The sequence below is a fragment of the Gemmata sp. genome (genome assembly GCF_051859125.1).
Classification (GTDB): domain Bacteria; phylum Planctomycetota; class Planctomycetia; order Gemmatales; family Gemmataceae; genus Gemmata.
The window spans coordinates 17,063-32,116 of record NZ_JBHYGG010000253.1 but is presented as its reverse complement, the minus strand read 5'-3'; the positions used below and the strand labels follow the sequence as shown (position 1 = coordinate 32,116).

Annotated in this window: 10 protein-coding genes; 6 read left to right on the top strand and 4 right to left on the bottom strand. The window is 70.5% G+C overall.

The annotated features are described in order from the left end of the window. The first annotated feature begins 50 nt into the window (after nt 1–50). The 5 genes from ACTIGN_RS22715 to ACTIGN_RS22695 all read left to right on the top strand — a co-directional run bounded on the left by ACTIGN_RS22715 (nt 51) and on the right by ACTIGN_RS22695 (nt 4,959). Nucleotides 51–413 (top strand): cytochrome C oxidase subunit IV family protein, encoded by a 363-nt coding sequence (locus ACTIGN_RS22715; RefSeq protein ID WP_439628109.1) that lies wholly within the window; start codon nt 51–53, stop codon nt 411–413. Nucleotides 414–539: 126 nt separating this feature from the next. Continuing rightward, nucleotides 540–1,748 (top strand): c-type cytochrome, encoded by a 1,209-nt coding sequence (locus tag ACTIGN_RS22710; RefSeq protein WP_439628107.1) that lies wholly within the window; start codon nt 540–542, stop codon nt 1,746–1,748. Between the two features lie 252 nt (nt 1,749–2,000). Next, complete coding sequence (locus ACTIGN_RS22705; protein ID WP_439628105.1) at nt 2,001–3,203, top strand: hypothetical protein; 1,203 nt, start codon at nt 2,001–2,003, stop codon at nt 3,201–3,203. Next, the gene (gene cyoE, locus ACTIGN_RS22700) at nt 3,197–4,144 is read left to right on the top strand and encodes a heme o synthase (RefSeq protein WP_439628103.1); all 948 of its coding nucleotides are present in this window, start codon (nt 3,197–3,199) and stop codon (nt 4,142–4,144) included. Before ACTIGN_RS22705 ends, cyoE begins: the two co-directional genes overlap by 7 nt. Nucleotides 4,145–4,320: 176 nt before the next feature. Next, the gene (locus ACTIGN_RS22695) at nt 4,321–4,959 is read left to right on the top strand and encodes an SCO family protein (RefSeq protein ID WP_439628101.1); all 639 of its coding nucleotides are present in this window, start codon (nt 4,321–4,323) and stop codon (nt 4,957–4,959) included. 104 nt (nt 4,960–5,063) lie between these two features. On the opposite strand, the gene ACTIGN_RS22690 is transcribed toward ACTIGN_RS22695, so the two are convergent. Next, nucleotides 5,064–5,657, bottom strand: a complete 594-nt coding sequence (locus ACTIGN_RS22690) for a malonic semialdehyde reductase (RefSeq protein WP_439628100.1) — start codon at nt 5,655–5,657, stop codon at nt 5,064–5,066. A 270-nt stretch (nt 5,658–5,927) separates the two neighbouring features. On the opposite strand from ACTIGN_RS22690, the gene ACTIGN_RS22685 reads away from it, so the two are divergent. Then, nucleotides 5,928–8,309 carry a DUF4838 domain-containing protein gene (locus ACTIGN_RS22685; protein ID WP_439628098.1) on the top strand — a complete coding sequence of 794 codons (2,382 nt, stop codon included), beginning with the start codon at nt 5,928–5,930 and terminating at the stop codon, nt 8,307–8,309. 1,068 nt (nt 8,310–9,377) lie between these two features. Here the strand turns inward: ACTIGN_RS22685 and ACTIGN_RS22680 are convergent. The 3 genes from ACTIGN_RS22680 to ACTIGN_RS22670 are packed head-to-tail and all read right to left on the bottom strand — an operon-like array spanning nt 9,378 to nt 14,951. After that, on the bottom strand, nt 9,378–10,841 hold the full coding sequence (locus ACTIGN_RS22680; protein ID WP_439628096.1) for a DUF1501 domain-containing protein: 1,464 nt from the start codon (nt 10,839–10,841) through the stop codon (nt 9,378–9,380). Between the two features lie 21 nt (nt 10,842–10,862). Further along, nucleotides 10,863–11,873, bottom strand: coding sequence for a hypothetical protein (locus tag ACTIGN_RS22675; RefSeq protein WP_439628094.1), 1,011 nt, complete (start codon nt 11,871–11,873; stop codon nt 10,863–10,865). A gap of 3 nt (nt 11,874–11,876) precedes the next feature. Then, the gene (locus ACTIGN_RS22670; RefSeq protein WP_439628092.1) at nt 11,877–14,951 is read right to left on the bottom strand and encodes a PSD1 and planctomycete cytochrome C domain-containing protein; all 3,075 of its coding nucleotides are present in this window, start codon (nt 14,949–14,951) and stop codon (nt 11,877–11,879) included. Nucleotides 14,952–15,054 lie beyond the last annotated feature (103 nt).

Genomic DNA, 15,054 nt, shown 5'->3' with positions numbered 1-15,054 from the left:
CCCGGGGCCTGTGCCACGAAGACAAGGCCGAGAACCGGAGCTGAGCGACCATGGCCAACCACACGCACGCGACGACGACGGCGACCACGACCCCGCCCGCAGGCCACACCGACCACGGCGTCACCGGGCACGTCGACAGCCCCGCTACGCTGATCCTCGTGTTCCTTGGCGTCCTCGGCCTGTTCGCCCTGACCGTGTGGATGTCCTCCACGGGCCGGCTCGGGGGCTACACCCTGTTCGCCCAGCTCGCCATCGGCACGGTGCAGGCCACGCTCGTCGGGCTGTACTTCATGCACCTGCGGCACGGCGACAAGGTGGTGGTCCTGACCGCCCTCGCCTCGGTCTTCTGGATGGGCATCCTGTTCGTCCTGTTCATGTCCGACTACATGACCCGCAACCGCGTGATGGGGTGAGCGGCCCCCGCCAAGTAGGGCCGGCTGTGCCGGCCGACGCCACTGAGTGGCGCGTGTCCCGATCGGCCGGCACAGCCGGCCCTACGAAGCGAACGTGACGTGCGGCTCCGGGCCGCGAGTGAGAGAATGACGCAGCACAGCAACACGGGGCAGGGTCGCCTTCCGGTGTCGTCCGGGGCGGCCCTGCTCGCCGTTTGTGGCGCTGCGTCCGCACTCCTGCTCGTCGGCGGGTGCAGTTCCACCCCCGACTACCCGCCGAACCTCTCGTTCCCGTCGCGGACCGACCGGCTCGTGCTGAAGGTGCCCGAGGCGCCGCCGCCGGGGCCGTCGCTCGCCGGTGAGATCGCAAAAGAACTGGCCGCACTCGACGCCGCTGGCGGCAAGACGCTCGACCCGACTACTATTGCCCCGGCGGGCCGCACGGCGCTCGACACGACGCTCCGCGACCTGTTCGGCACGCCCGCCGCGCCGCACGTGAAGGGCGACGCGGACACCGCCGCGGCGGCCGACCGGCTCGGGCTGACCGCCGACAAGTTGCCCGAGGCGGGCCGCCTGTTCCGCCGGCACTGCCTCCAGTGCCACAACCTGACCGGCGACGGTCAGGGCACCGCCGCGAACGTCGTCCCGCCGCCGCGGGACATGCGCCGCGGGGCGTTCAAGTTCACCACCACGGGCGGCGTGAAGCCGCGGCGCGGCGACCTGGTGCGAACCCTCCACGACGGGCTGAAGGGCACGGCGATGCCGTCGTTCTCGCTGCTCCCCGAGGCCGAGCGCGACCTGCTGGCCCGGTTCGCGACGTACCTCGCGGTCCGCGGGCAGACCGAATTCGAGACGCTCGCGGCGCTCGGGGCCGGCGAGGTGCCGGACGTTCCGGGGTTCGCCACCGGCCGCGCGAAGGCGATCGTCGGTGAGTGGGAGAAGGCCGAGAACGCGCCGCCGCTGCCCGGCGTGGCCCCCGAACCCGACGACGGCGATCCCGAGTCGCCCACGCACGCCGCCGCGGTGCGCCGCGGGTTCGTGCTGTTCACCGCGAAGGCCGACAACGCCTGTATCACCTGCCACGGCGACTTCGGCCGCAAGCCGGCGCTGCGGTACGACGTGTGGGGCACCGTGGCGAGGCCGGCCGACCTGACGACGCCGAACGTGTTCAAGGGCGGCAAGAACCCGGCCGACGTGTTCGCCCGCGTCCGCGGCGGCATCCCTGCGGTCGGCATGCCGGCCCACCCCGAGTTGACCGACCGGCAGGTGTGGGACCTCGTGCGCCTCGTGCGCTCGCTCCCGTACCCCCGCGAGTTGCCGCCCGACGTGCGTGCCGCCGTGTACCCGGAACAGTGAAAGCACGGTTCGGTTCGCGCTACGCGGGGCGTCGGCCCAACATCGCTCGTCGGCCCCTGTGGAATTTGGCGAGCGGGGGCCGTGAGTCCCCCGGTGGCGTGAGAACCGCGGTTCTACCGGGGGACTCACGTCCCCCCCGCTCGCCAAGACGTTCGAAGCAGCAGGCCGCACCCGAACCGCACCCCGGAAGCGTTGTCTCGTTCCGTTCGAAGTTCTAAGTTACCGTGACCCGCAATGCCGAGTTCCGCACCGATGAGTGAGCCGGTCGCAACCGCCCGCCCCGTCCCGCGCTGGCTGCACGTCTGGGCCGTGCTGTCCGTCGCCGCCACGTTTCTGATGCTCGCCATCGGACAGATGGTCACGAGCTTCCGCGCCGGCATGGCCGACCCGATCTGGCCGACCGAGCCGTGGTACCTCGCCTCGAACTTCAAGCTCGACCTCGGCTACCTCATCGAGCACGGGCACCGCATCTTCGGGTTCACCGTCATTGCGCCACTCATCGTTGTTCTCGCGGTCGCCCTGATGGCCGGCGAGCGGTGCGCGAAGACGAAGTGGGCGGGCCTGCTCGGGCTGGTGATCCTGCTGGTCGGGTACGGCGAGTTCCACCGCGGGCTCATCGCTCAACGCGAGGTGCCGGTCGCGGAGGTGAAGCTCCCCGTCGCGGCGACGGCCGTGACACTCGCGGGACTGGCCCTCGCGCTGTCCGCAACTGGTTACGCACTGGTCACGCGGTCGTGCGGGGCACGCATCCGGCTGCTGGGCGTGGTAGCGCTCGCGGCGGTGATGGTGCAGGGGCTCCTCGGTGGGTTCCGGGTCCAACTGCACGCCCTCGTCGGTCCCGACCTCGCGCTGATCCACGGCGTGTTCGCACAGATCGTGTTCGCGCTGCTCGTAAGTATTGCTGTGCTGACGGCCCGGTCGCCGGCGCTCGCGCGTGCGAGTAGCCTGGTGCGGGTCGGTGCGGTGGTGGTCGCGGTCACGCTGTTCGTCCAGGTGGTGTGGGGCGCGCTCGTGCGGCACGCGCCGACGGTCCTCACGCAGAAGTTGCACTTCCTCACGGCGTTCCTCGCGACCGGGTTCGCGGTGTGGCTCGTGTTGCGGGTGGTCTCGGACCCCGCGGCGAAGGCCCGCGTGCGGGTCGCCGTCCACCTGCTCAGCGCGCTGCTGCTGTTCCAGGTGTACCTCGGCGTCGAAGCGTGGATGGAGAAGTTCGGGCAGGGGGTGCCGTCGGACCTTGTGCCGGTGACGAAGGAGAACGCCGCGATCCGCACGCTGCACGCGCTCGTGGGCAGCGCGCTGCTCGCGACCGCCGTGGGGCTCGCGGTGCGGGTGCGGCAGCGCGGCGCGGTGCCGGCCCCGCAAGCGGACGACGGTGAAACAGAGGCCGCGGCCGGGGCCGAGCGGCCGGTGCTCGTTGGTGCAGGTGCGTCGCAACCGGGAGACCCGACATGCTGAGGATCACGATGACCGCCGACGCGGACCTGCAACACTACGCCTCGGGCGGCCGCGCCGCGGCCCCGGTCGCCATGCGGACCCGGGTCGCCGACCTCGTCGTCCTCACCAAGCCGCGGATCGCGGTGATGGCGCTGTTCACGGTCGCCGCCGGGTACTGGCTCGGGGCCGGGGCCGGGTCGGACGCGCGGGTGCTGTTCCACACGCTCCTCGGGGCCGGGCTCGTCGCGGCCGGCGGCAGCGCGCTGAACCAGGTCTACGAGCGCCGCACCGACGCCCGCATGAAGCGCACCGCGAAGCGGCCGCTGCCGGCCGGCCGCATCACGGTCGAGCAGGCCGCGGTGTTCGGGGCGGTCACGAGCGGCATCGGCCTCGCGTACCTGATGGGCACCGTGTCGCCGGCCGCCACGCTCGCCGCCGCGGTCACCCTCGTCTCCTACGTCCTCATCTACACGCCGCTCAAGACCGTGACCGCGTGGAACACGGTGGTCGGTGCGGTGCCGGGCGCGCTGCCGCCGGTGATCGGGTGGTGCGCCGCCCGCGGGTGGGACGGGGCCGAGGGCGCGACCGCCCTGTTCCTCGTGCTGTTCGTCTGGCAGCTCCCGCACTTCCTCGCGATCGCGTGGATGTACCGGGCCGACTACGCCGGGGCCGGGCTCCAGATGCTCCCCGGCACCGACCCGACCGGCCGCCGCACCGCCGCCGTCATGGTGCTGACCGCCGCCGCGCTGCTCCCCGTGGGGCTGATGGCGGTGTGGGTCGGGCTCGCCGGCTGGGTGTACGCGGTCGGCGCGACGCTGCTGGGCGTGATGTTCGTCCGCAAGACGCTCGGGTTCGCCCGCGACCGCTCGGACCGGCAGGCGAAGCGTGTGCTCCGCGCCTCGCTCGTGTACCTCCCCGGCGTCCTCGCCCTGCTGCTGATCGACGCGCTCCTGCTGAAGTGAGCGACACACTGTTTCGCCCTCTCCCCTTGCGGGAGAGGGCAGCGAGGCTCTGCGAGCGGGTGAGGGGTGAAGCTCGACAAGCGCTACAGGTTTACCCCTCACCCGGCCGCTCGAAGACTCGCGACCACCCTCTCCCGCAAGGGGAGAGGGCAAGAAGCCGTGACCGGACACCTCCCATGACCCGCCTCTTCCTGCTCCTCGCGATCGGCTGTCTCACGGGCTGCGGGTTCGCTCGGCCGAGCGCCGTCTCGCACAAGACCGCACAGGCCGACCCGGACCCGGGCTGGCAGGTCGAGCCGTTTGCGCTGACCGAGCGGAGCGGCCGCACGGTCACCGACAAGGACCTCCGCGGCACCGTGTGGGTCGCGTCGTTCATCTTCACCCGCTGCACCGGCCCGTGCCCGAGCGTCAGCTCGACCGTGACGCGGCTCCAGAAGGAGCTGACCGGCGAGCCGGGCGTGAAGTTCGTGACGTTCACCGTGGACCCGACCCGCGACGACCTCGCGACGCTCAAGGAGTACGCGACCGCCCGCGGGGCCGACCCCGAGAAGTGGCTGTTCCTCACGGGCGACGAGACCGCGATTCACAAGCTGATGAAGGAGTCGTTCAAGCAGGCGGTGGGCCGCAAGGACGGCCCCGACGTGAAGCCCGGCGACGAGTTCGCCCACAGCACGCGGCTGATGGTCGTGGACCGCACCGGTGTGGTCCGCGGGCTCTACGCGGGGATGCCCGACGAGCGCATCCCCGACTCGCAGGCCGACTTCGACAACAACCTCGCCCGCCTCAAGGCGCGGGTGAAGGACTTGCTGAAGTAAGCGAGCCCTTGTGGATGAATTTTGGTGGGGCAGGCATTCTTGCCTGCCCCGGGAGGCATCGGGAGGCAGGCAAGAATGCCTGCCCCACCAAACACAACCTCCCGTCACTCCACCCGGCACGCTTCCTCGAAGGTGAGCCGCGGGGCGCGGGGGTGGAGCTTGCTCGCGTCGCCGTACCCGAGGTTGCACACGAAGTTCGACTTCACCGTGGTGCCCGCGAAGAACGCCGCGTCCACCTTCGCGTTGTCGAACCCCGACATCGGCCCGCAGTCGAGCCCCACCGACCGCGCCGCGAGCATGAAGTACGCGCCCTGGAGCGAGCTGTTCCGCAGCGCGAGGTACTCGAGGATGTTCTCGGGCAGGTCCTTGAACCACGCCTTCGCGTCGGTGAACGGGTACAGCTTCGGGAGCTGCTCGTAGAACCGGACGTCCATGCCGATGATCGCCGTGACCGGGGCGGCCATCGTCTTGTCCACGTTGCCCGCGTCGAGGAACGGCTTGAGCTTCTCCTTGGCCGCCTTCGACTTCACGAACACCACCCGCATCGGGCTCATGTTCGCCGACGTCGGCCCGAGCTTCGCGAGGTCGTAGAGCTCGCGGAGCAGCGCGTCGTCGACCGGCTTGTCGAGCCACGCGGTGTGCGTCCGCCCGTCGCGGAAGATGACGTTCCGCCCCACGTCGTTGAGAACCTTGCCCATCGCGCTACCCCCTGGGTGTTCCGAACCGCCGCGGGCCGAACGCGGCCCCGCCCCGCTCATCGTATTCGCGGTGAATGGCGCTTGCACCCGGCCACCACCCGCACGACACTGTCACTCCTGCCCGAACGGAAAGCACGAAACCCGAAGCACGAAATTCGAAACCCGAACTCGGACCCCGTGCCCGGTTTTCCTTTCGTGCTTCGTACTTCGAGGTTCGTGCTTTCAAAGCATACGCTGCCGGTTCGCACGTCTTACATCCTGGAGCACTCGATGCGTTTCTCGTTGATACTCGCACTCTTCTCCCTGACCGCGGCGCACGCCGCGGCGCAGGACGCCCTCAAGATCGTGGACGACGGCAAGACGGCCGCCGTGGTCGTCGTCGACCCCAAGGCCGGGAAGTGGGAGAAGCAGGCCGCGACCGACATCGTAAAGTACGTCGAGCTGATGAGCGGGGCGAAGCTCGCGCTCGCCGACACGGACGCCGCGATCGCCGCACTCAAGCCCGACGCGCCGCAGATCGTCGTCGGCTCCGCGGCGCTGAAGGCCGACCCCACGCTCCAGGCGGCGCTGGACAAGGTCGCCAAGAAGGAGCCGACGCTCCGGGCCGACGCGATCGCGCTGCGCCGCGCCGGGAACCGCGTGCTGCTCGCCGGCACCAACGACGACAGCCACTACTACGCCGCCGCCGAACTGCTCCGCCGCTGGGGCTGCCGGTGGTACCTGCCCACCGACATCGGCGAGGTCGTGCCCGAGGCGAAGACGCTCGCCGTCGGCGCGCTGGAGCACGCCTACGCCCCGCCGTTCGAGGTCCGCAACTACTGGGTCTCGTGGAACGGGAGCAACGACGGGCAGGACGAGTTCATGCGCCGCAACTTCATGAACACCGGCGTCGGCGTCCCGAACGGGCACGCGATCGGCGCGTACGTCCAGGAACTCATCCCCAAGGGCAAGACGCTGTTCGACATCCCCATCGCCGAGGACGCGACCGCGGACCACATCGTCAAGAAGGTGGCCCCGCGGTTCGCCAAGGGCGAGGCGTTCTCGCTCGGCATGGAGGACGGCGTGTACCGGTCCGAGTCCCCGCTCGACAAGGAGCTCCAGGCCGGGCTGAAGGACAAGTACTTCATGAGCGCGTCGCTCACCGACCCGTTCCTGGCGCTGTACAACAAGGTCGCCGAGCGGCTCGTCAAGCAGCACCCGGACAGCAAGTCGCGCATCGGGTTCCTCGCGTACGGCAACCTTACCATTCCCCCGCAGCGCAAGATCGTCGCCGCCAAGCCGCTCGTCGCATACCTCGCGGCGATCGACGTGGACCCGATCCACGGGATGGACGACCCGAAGTCGCCGGCCCGCGGCGAGTACCGCGACATGCTGTACCGCTGGTCCGAGGTGATGCAGGGCCGCGTCGTGATCTACGACTACGACCAGGGCATGCTCGTGTGGCGTGACGTGCCGAACCCGGCCATCGCCTCGATCCGCCAGGACGTGAAGCACTATCGGAAGGCCGGCATCCTCGGCGTCTCGACCGAGAGCCGCAACGCGATCGCCAGCGTGTTCCTGAACCTGCACGTCCGCGGGCAACTGTACTGGAACCCGGACGCCGACGTCGACGCCCTGCTCGCCGAGTTCTACCCGGCGTTCTACGGCCCAGCCGCGGGGCCGATGGCCGCGTACTGGACCGCGATCCTCAAGGCGTGGGAGGACAGCGTCGTCACCGAGCACGAGCACTTCGTGATCCCCGCGATCTACACGCCCGAACTCGTGGCGAAGCTACGGGCCAGCCTCGCCGAGGCCGAGAAGGCCGTTGAAGGCGCGAAGGGGAAGGGCGGGCGGCAGGAGAAGCAGTTCGCCGACCGCGTGCGGTTCGCCCGGCTCGGGTTCAACGTGCTCGAGCAGTACACCGCGATGGTGCGGGCCGCCGCGACCGACGTCGACTACAAGGCGGCGGTGGCGGCCGGCGAGAAGGGGCTCGCGGCCCGGATCGAGCTGGCGAAGATGAACCCGACGTTCACCACCCGCGTCGTCGGGGTGGCGGCCGAGACCAAGGACAACGGCCCGGCGTGGTTCCCCGGCGAGGTCGAGCAGTACCGGGCGCTGGCCGCGTTCACCGACGGCACGAAGGGCACCCTCGTCGCGAAGTTGCCGCTCGAGTGGGCGTTCCGCCGCGACCCGCACGACACCGGCGTCGTGAGCCGGTGGGCGACGAAGCCCGCCGACCTGACGTGGTGGAAGGCCCGCAAGGACGCCGGCTCGGTGGACAGCCACCGGGAGAACCCCGGCCACTGGGCGCTGCTGCGGACCGACGTGTACATGCAGGCGCAGGGCGTCGTGAGCCCGGACTACCACAGCTACACCGGGGTCGCGTGGTACCGCACCGACTTCGACCTGCCCGCCGGTGCGGAGAAGGGGAAGGTCCACGTCCGGTTCCCGGGGATGTTCAACGAGGCGTGGCTGTACGTGAACGGGAACCTCGTGAAGCACCGCCCGTACGCGGAGCCGTGGTGGCTGTCGGACTACAAGTTCGAGTGGGACGTGGACGTCACCGAGCACCTGAAGCCCGGAACGAACGCGATTGCGGTGCGGGTGAACAACCCGCACCACTTCGGGGGCATGTTCCGCCGCCCGTTCCTGTACCGCCCCGAGGGGAAGTGACCCCGGACCGGGGCCGCGAAATTCCGCGCACATCCCTTTGACGCGGCCCCGGTCGTTCGGCATGTACAAGAAGGCCCAGGGTTTGCACCCTGGGCGACGCACTGTCGTCCCTCCGGGACTCAAAACCAACCAATTGCCTGAGCCCCCGAAGGGGGCGGCAGTGCGTAGCCCAGGGTGCGAACCCTGGGGCTTCTGGGCGACGCACGGTCGTCCCTCCGTGACTCAAGGGATTTAGCCCCCGAAGGGGGCGGCAGTGCGTAGCCCTGGGTGCGAACTCTGGGTCCGCGTCCGACCCACGCATCTCCTTCCCCCCCGAGTGCTCCGATGCCCACCGCCACCCTCGACATGGAGACCGTGTACGCCCGCGCCGCGGACCTCCGCGCCGACGGGTGGACCTGGACCGCCACCGCCCGCACCCTCGACATCGACCCCGAGGAGCTGAAGGCGCTGTGCCGCGGCAACCCGGTCTATCGACGCCGACTCGCCGCCGCGCGGCGGGAGTTGATGCAGGACACGCTGACCGAGTCGATGCTCGTGCTCCGCGTGCAGCTCCGCACCGGGAACCCGTCGGAGGGGCAGAAGGCGGCCGAGGCCCTGTGCCGGATCGAGAACACGTTCACCCGGCACCGGAACGCGCGGGCGAAGGAGCGCGCGAAGCGGCCCCCGCCGGACCCGCGGCTCGCGACGCTGGACGACGCACGGATCGCCCGCCAGCGGTGGTTCGCCAAGCAGGTCGACGAGGAGCTGGCGCGGCTGGGCGAGGTGTACGAGAAGGTGGACCCGAACGACTTCTGGGACCGGACCTACGCGAGCATGGTCGTGTGGAAGCGCCGGCTCGCCGGCGAGCTGATCTACCCCGGCGACCTCCCGCCCGACGACCCCGACGCGACCGGCGACCTCGTGCCGAACGCGCCGACCGACCCCAGCGCGCCGACGACCGACGCGGCGCGGCCGGGTGACGCGTGCGCGCCTCACGATCTCGACAGCCCGGCCCCGGATGCGTCGACACCCTCCCCCACAAGGAGGGAGGGCACGAAGGGGACCGACGTGCCGGTCACGGCCCGCGCGCTACACCAGGATGTCCTTCACGACGGTGCCGGCGACGTCGGTGAGGCGGAAGTCGCGGCCGTTGTAGCGGTAGGTGAGCTTCTTGTGGTCGAGCCCCATGAGGTGCAGCACCGTGGCGTGGAAGTCGTTCACGCTGACCCGGTTCTCGACGGCCTTGAACCCGATCTCGTCGGACGCGCCGTAGCTGACCCCGCCCTTGACCCCGCCGCCCGCGAGCCAGTAGGTCATGGCGTGCGGGTTGTGGTCGCGGCCGGCGTTCCCCTTCTGCACGATCGGGAGCCGCCCGAATTCGCCGCCCCAGATCACGAGCGTGTCGTCGAGCAGCCCGCGGCGGCTCAGGTCCTCGAGCAGGCCCGCGATGGGCTGGTCGGTCTCCTGCGCGAACCCGCCGTGGTTCTTGGCGATGTTGTTGTGCCCGTCCCAGCTCAGGTCGTTCTCCATGCCCCCGCTGTAGATCTGCACGAACCGCACGCCCCGCTCGACGAGCCGCCGGGCGATGAGGCACTGCTTGGCGAAGTGCGTCGCCTTCGGGTTGTCGAGGCCGTACATCTTCTTCGTCTCGGCGGTCTCCTTCGCGAGGTCGAGCGCCTCGGGCGCGGCCATCTGCATGCGGTACGCCAGCTCGAACGTCTCGACGCGGGCGGCGAGTTCGGGCTCGTTGGGCGTCCGCGCCGCCGCCTGCTTGTTGAGCCGGGCGAGCAGGTCGAGCTGCTGCCGCTGGCGGTCGGCGGGCAGGTCGGCGGGGCGGGTGAGGTTGTCGATCGGGTCGCCCTGCGGCTTGAACGCGGTGCCCTGGAACACGGTCGGGAGGAACCCCGCGCCCCAGTTCACGGAGTGCCCCTTGGGGATGCCGCGGCCGAGCGTGTCGTACATGACGCAGAACGCCGGCAGGCTCTGGCTCTCGGTGCCGAGCCCGTAGGTGACCCAGCTCCCGACGCACGGGAACCCCATGCGGGCCATGCCGGTGTTCATCTTGAACAGGGCGGGCGAGTGGTTGTTCGAGTCGCTCCACAGCGAGTGGACGAACGCCATCTTGTCGACGTGCTTGCCCAGGTGGGGGAACAACTCCGACACCATCTTCCCGCACTGGCCCTGCTTGGCGAACTTGAACGGCGACTTCATGAGCGGCCCGACCTGGCCGGTGAAGAACCCGGTGTTCGGGTCGAACCCCTCCAGCTCCTTGCCGTCGCGCTTCTCCAGCTCGGGCTTGTAGTCCCAGGTGTCCACCTGCGAGGGGCCGCCGTTCATGAACAGCCAGATGACGCGCTTCGCCTTCGCGGGGAAGTGCGGCTCGTGCGGGCTCAGCGGCCCGGGGGGGGCGGCCGCCTTGGGCTCGTCGGCGCGGAGCAGGTCGGCGAGCGCGAGCATGCCGAACCCGCCGCCGGCGCGGGCCAGGAACTCGCGGCGCGAGCGGTACGCGGCGCTCTCGGCCGGCGACGCGAAGTAGCGGGGGAGGTCGAGCATGGGAGCCCCGTGGGATCGAGGTTAGGCGGTGGGTGGTGCGGGGAGGAGCGCGGCGAACGCGGGGATGTCGGGGGCGGACTTGCTCTCGCGGAGCAACCACTCCAGTGCGGCGGGGTCGGTGATCTGCCGGAGCCGGGGCATGAGGGCAGAACCAGCGGCCCCAAAGCGCAGGTCAAGGACCGTCTCGATGCCGGCCAAGAGCCCCTCGGTGCGGCCCTCGGTGCGGCCCCGGGTTTCGCCCTCGGTCCGCCCTTGGACGAGGCCGCGCGCGATCCCCTGGTCGAGCCACATCTGTTCGGTTCCGGTGATGAACGGCATCTTCCGCTCCTCCTCGAAGGCAGTCAGGTCGCGTGCGAACAGGTTCGTCAGCACCGGGGGCAGCGTCATCATCCAGTCGATGAGCCGGAACACCTTCAACATCTCGGCCCGGTCCAGTCCGCGGTCGTACAGCCCCTTCACGATCCGCGACTTCCACGCGAGCCGGTCCTCGGGCGTGCGGTCCGTCTCGACGGTCTTCAGGTGCGCCAGCACGAACACCGCGAACGGGTTCGGCGACTGCTCCAGAGCGGCTTCCCGGCCCCGCCAGTCGGCGAGCTTGGCCGTGCGGAAGGTGAAGGCCACCTCGCAGCCCCACCGGCCCGCCCGGTACTCGTTCGGCCGCCACGACCGGCCCGCGTCGCCCAGCACCGCGAGGCTCACCGGCATCGCACCGTACCGGTCCTCCAGTCGGTGATTGTACCGGTACATCCGGCGGGCGAGGTCGGGGTCGCTCTGGGTTTGCACCTCGACGTGGACGAACACCCGCTCCTGCTCGCCGGCCCGGGTCCACACCCCGGCGAGCTTGTCCACCACCCCGGTGCCCGCCGCGGCGTCCGGGAACAGCTTCGGCAGCTCCTTGTCCTGCCAGTCGATCTCGCGGTCCCAGTCCACCTCGCCGTGGATGTCCGGGAAGAACAGCTCGACGAACGGGCGGAAGTAGAGGTCGAGCGCCTCCTTCCACGGGCCGTCGAACTCGGCGGCGGGGTCGCTCACGCTTCAGTCCGCGTAGAGGAACTCGTTCAGGCAGAACAGCACCTGGCAGAAGTCGGCCATTCCGGTCTCGCGGTCCCCCCCGGTCTTGCCCTTGAGGAACGGCAGGGCGTCGGCGAGTTCGGCGGCGGTCGGCTCGCGGCTCAGCGCGAGCGTGTACGCGAGCTTCACGGCCGCCTCGTCGGTCACCTTCGGGTCGGCCAGCACCCGGCGGGCGAACCCGTGGGCCGCGCCGCGGACGTGCGGGTTGTTCATCAGGTGCAGCGCCTGCGGGGCGATGGTCGTGCTCGGCCGGTCGCCGACCCCGGTGGTGCCGTCGGGCGCGTCGAACACGATCAGCGCCGGGATCAGCTTGCTCCGCTTCATCGTGAAGTAGATGCTCCGCCGCGGGCTCTCCTCGCTCAGGTGGCCGGGGCCGTACATGGTCGTGTTCAGCTTCCCGCCGACGGCCAGGATCGCGTCGCGGATCACCTCGGCGCTCAGCCGCCGGACCGGCTGCCGCCACACGAGCTTGTTGTCCGGGTCGGCCTTCACCTTCGCCTCGTCGCGGGTCGAGCCCTGCCGGTACGCCGCACTCGTGACGATCAGCTTGTGGACCGGCTTCAGCTTCCAGCCGTTGCGGACCAGTTCGTTCGCGAGGAAGTCGAGCAACTCCGGGTGCGAGGGCGGGTCGCCGCGGGTGCCGAAGTCGCTGACGGTGGCGACGAGCCCGCGGCCGAAGTGCTGCGCCCAGAGCCGGTTCACGACCACCCGCGCGAGGAGCTGGCCGGCCCCGTCGCGGGTGTCGGTGAGCCACTCGGCCAGCGCGGCCCGCTTGTGCGTGGTGCGGCTCCCGGCGGGGGGAGACTTGAGCCACTTCGACTGCGCCTCGGCGTCCGGCATCAGCACCTGGAGGAACCCGACGGCGGCGACGCCCTCCTTCTGGTTCGGGTCGCCGCGGCGGAGGAAGTGGGTGTCGGGCAGGAAGTCGGCCCCCTGCGTGTGGAGCTTGATCGCCGGCAGCCCCTCACTGGACACGAGCGCCTTCACGCGGTTCGGCTTCGGGGCCTTCGCGAGGTGGTCCTGCTCGGCCTTCTTGAGCTTGGCGTACTCGGCGTCCTGCGGGGCGAACCACTTCACGGCCGCGGCGCGTTGCTCCGCGGTGCGGTTCCCGGGAGCGGCCGCCAGGGCGGCCCGCACGCCCTCGGACACGGGCGCGGCGGCGAGGTCGGGCGTCTCGGCGGTCGAGAACGACACCCGCGGGCGGCCGATGCCGTGGCCGGTGTTGGTGTTGAACGCCAGCGTGACGGTGACCGCGGTGCCGCCCGGGAACCCGACCGGCTTCTCGAAGTTGAACGCGGCCGCGTGGGCCTTGCCGAACTGAGGGTCGACGGCCCACGCCGTGTTCTTGTCGCCGTCGATGGCCGCCGCGACCGGGAGCCCCTTCTGCTCGAACGTCGCCCGCGGGTTGGTGAGCTTGACCGCCACGCCGGCCGCGTCCTTCGACTCCTTCGGGCGGACCGTGACGCGCAGGTCGGACAGCGCGAAGTTGCCGTTGGCCGCCCGGCCGGGGCCGCCCTTCACGAGCGCCGGGTGCGCCAGCGCCTCGACGCGGAGCGAGCGGAGCCCCTGTTCCTCGGTGGTGAACTCGAGCGTGAGCGTCTCGGTGGTCGGGTTCTTCCCGGTCACGAGGACGCTGCCGTCGGGCTGTGCGGCGAGCGTCGCCCCGCCCGCGGACTTCATCGCGCCGGCGGCCGGGCTGATCCAGTCGAGCGGCAGCGGCTTGTCCCCGCGGGCCTGCTCCCACGCGGCGAACTTCGCGGGGAGGTGGTCCTTCTCGTACTTCGCGACCGCGTCGGTGAACGCGGCGTGCTCGGCGTCGAACGCCTGCTTGAGCTTCGCGTACCCGGCGGGGTCGAGGTCGAGGTCCACCTCCGTCCGCACGACGGTGGTGAACGCCGACACCATGCGGTAGTAGTCGCGGGCCGGGAACGCATCATACTTGTGGTCGTGGCACCGGGCGCACCCGACCGTCAGGCCGAGGAACGTGGTGCCGATGTTGCCGACGATGTCGTCGAGCTCGTCGTACCGGTGCTTCTCGACCTCGTTCTTGGTGATCTGCGTGCTGTGGACGCCGGCCGCGAGGTAGCCGGTCGCCATCATCGCCAGCGGGTCGGTCGGGGCCAGCTCGTCGCCGGCGATCTGCCACCTGGTGAACGTGTCGAACGGCAGGTCCTGGTTCAGCGCCTTGATGACGAAGTCGCGGTAGTGGTACGCGGTGGGCCGGTCGTAGTCGTGCTCGAACCCGTGGCTCTCGGCGAACCGCACGAGGTCGAGCCAGTGGCGTGCCCACTTCTCACCGAAGTGCTGCGACGCGAGGAGCGAATCGACCACCTTCTCGAACGCCTCGGGCGACTCGTCCTTCAGGAACGCCTCCAGTTGCTCGGGCGTCGGCGGCAGGCCGATCAGGTCGAGGTGAGCGCGGCGGAGCAGGGTGCGCCGGTCTGCGGGCGGGTTCGGCTTGAGCCCGGCCGCGTCGAGCTTCGCCCGCAGGAACGCATCGACCGGGTGGCCGGCGGCCGGCGGCTTCGCCTGCGCGAGCGGCAGGTACGCCCAGTGCTTCTTGAGGTCCGCGGTGACGACCTTCTTGGTCCAGGCGTCGGTCTGCTCAACGAACGGCTTGTCGTAGGGCGCGCCGAGGTCGATCCACTCGGCGATCTTCGCGATGTCGGCGTCCGGGAGCTTTGCCCGCTCGTGCGGCATGTGCGGCTCCTTCAGGTGGGCCGTCATCTGCCACAACAGGCTCTTCTTCGAGTCGCCGGGAACCAGCCCCGGCCCGCGGGCACCGCCCTTGAGGAGCGCCTCGCGGGTGCCCATGTCGAACTCGCCCTCGACGCGGTCCCCGCTGTGGCACTTCACGCACTTCGCTTGCAGCACGGCGCGGACCGACGTCTTGAACAGCTCCGTCCCCTTCACCATCTTCGCAGCGTGGTCGGGGTCGACCTTGGCCTGCGGCGCGGCGGCGACCGGCGCGAGGACCAGCGCGAGCAGGGCGGCGACGGGGAGGGCGCGAGCCGCGAGCGTCAGCGACCGGAGTGGCATCGGGGGAACCTCGACCGGGCGGAAGGGCGGAACGGGCAGTTTACATTTGAGTGTAAACCAAATTGTCCCGCCGGGCACGCGGGATGTCTTGGGGAATGGCCGC

What these genes read in the sequence shown, in the direction of transcription:
- ACTIGN_RS22710 (WP_439628107.1), top strand. Translation starts at nt 540, where the DNA reads ATGACGCAGCACAGCAACACGGGGCAGGGTCGCCTTCCGGTGTCGTCC.
- ACTIGN_RS22670 (WP_439628092.1), bottom strand. Translation starts at nt 14,951, where the DNA reads ATGCCACTCCGGTCGCTGACGCTCGCGGCTCGCGCCCTCCCCGTCGCC.
- ACTIGN_RS22685 (WP_439628098.1), top strand. Translation starts at nt 5,928, where the DNA reads ATGCGTTTCTCGTTGATACTCGCACTCTTCTCCCTGACCGCGGCGCAC.
- ACTIGN_RS22695 (WP_439628101.1), top strand. Translation starts at nt 4,321, where the DNA reads ATGACCCGCCTCTTCCTGCTCCTCGCGATCGGCTGTCTCACGGGCTGC.
- ACTIGN_RS22705 (WP_439628105.1), top strand. Translation starts at nt 2,001, where the DNA reads ATGAGTGAGCCGGTCGCAACCGCCCGCCCCGTCCCGCGCTGGCTGCAC.
- ACTIGN_RS22690 (WP_439628100.1), bottom strand. Translation starts at nt 5,657, where the DNA reads ATGGGCAAGGTTCTCAACGACGTGGGGCGGAACGTCATCTTCCGCGAC.
- ACTIGN_RS22715 (WP_439628109.1), top strand. Translation starts at nt 51, where the DNA reads ATGGCCAACCACACGCACGCGACGACGACGGCGACCACGACCCCGCCC.
- ACTIGN_RS22680 (WP_439628096.1), bottom strand. Translation starts at nt 10,841, where the DNA reads ATGCTCGACCTCCCCCGCTACTTCGCGTCGCCGGCCGAGAGCGCCGCG.
- cyoE (WP_439628103.1), top strand. Translation starts at nt 3,197, where the DNA reads ATGCTGAGGATCACGATGACCGCCGACGCGGACCTGCAACACTACGCC.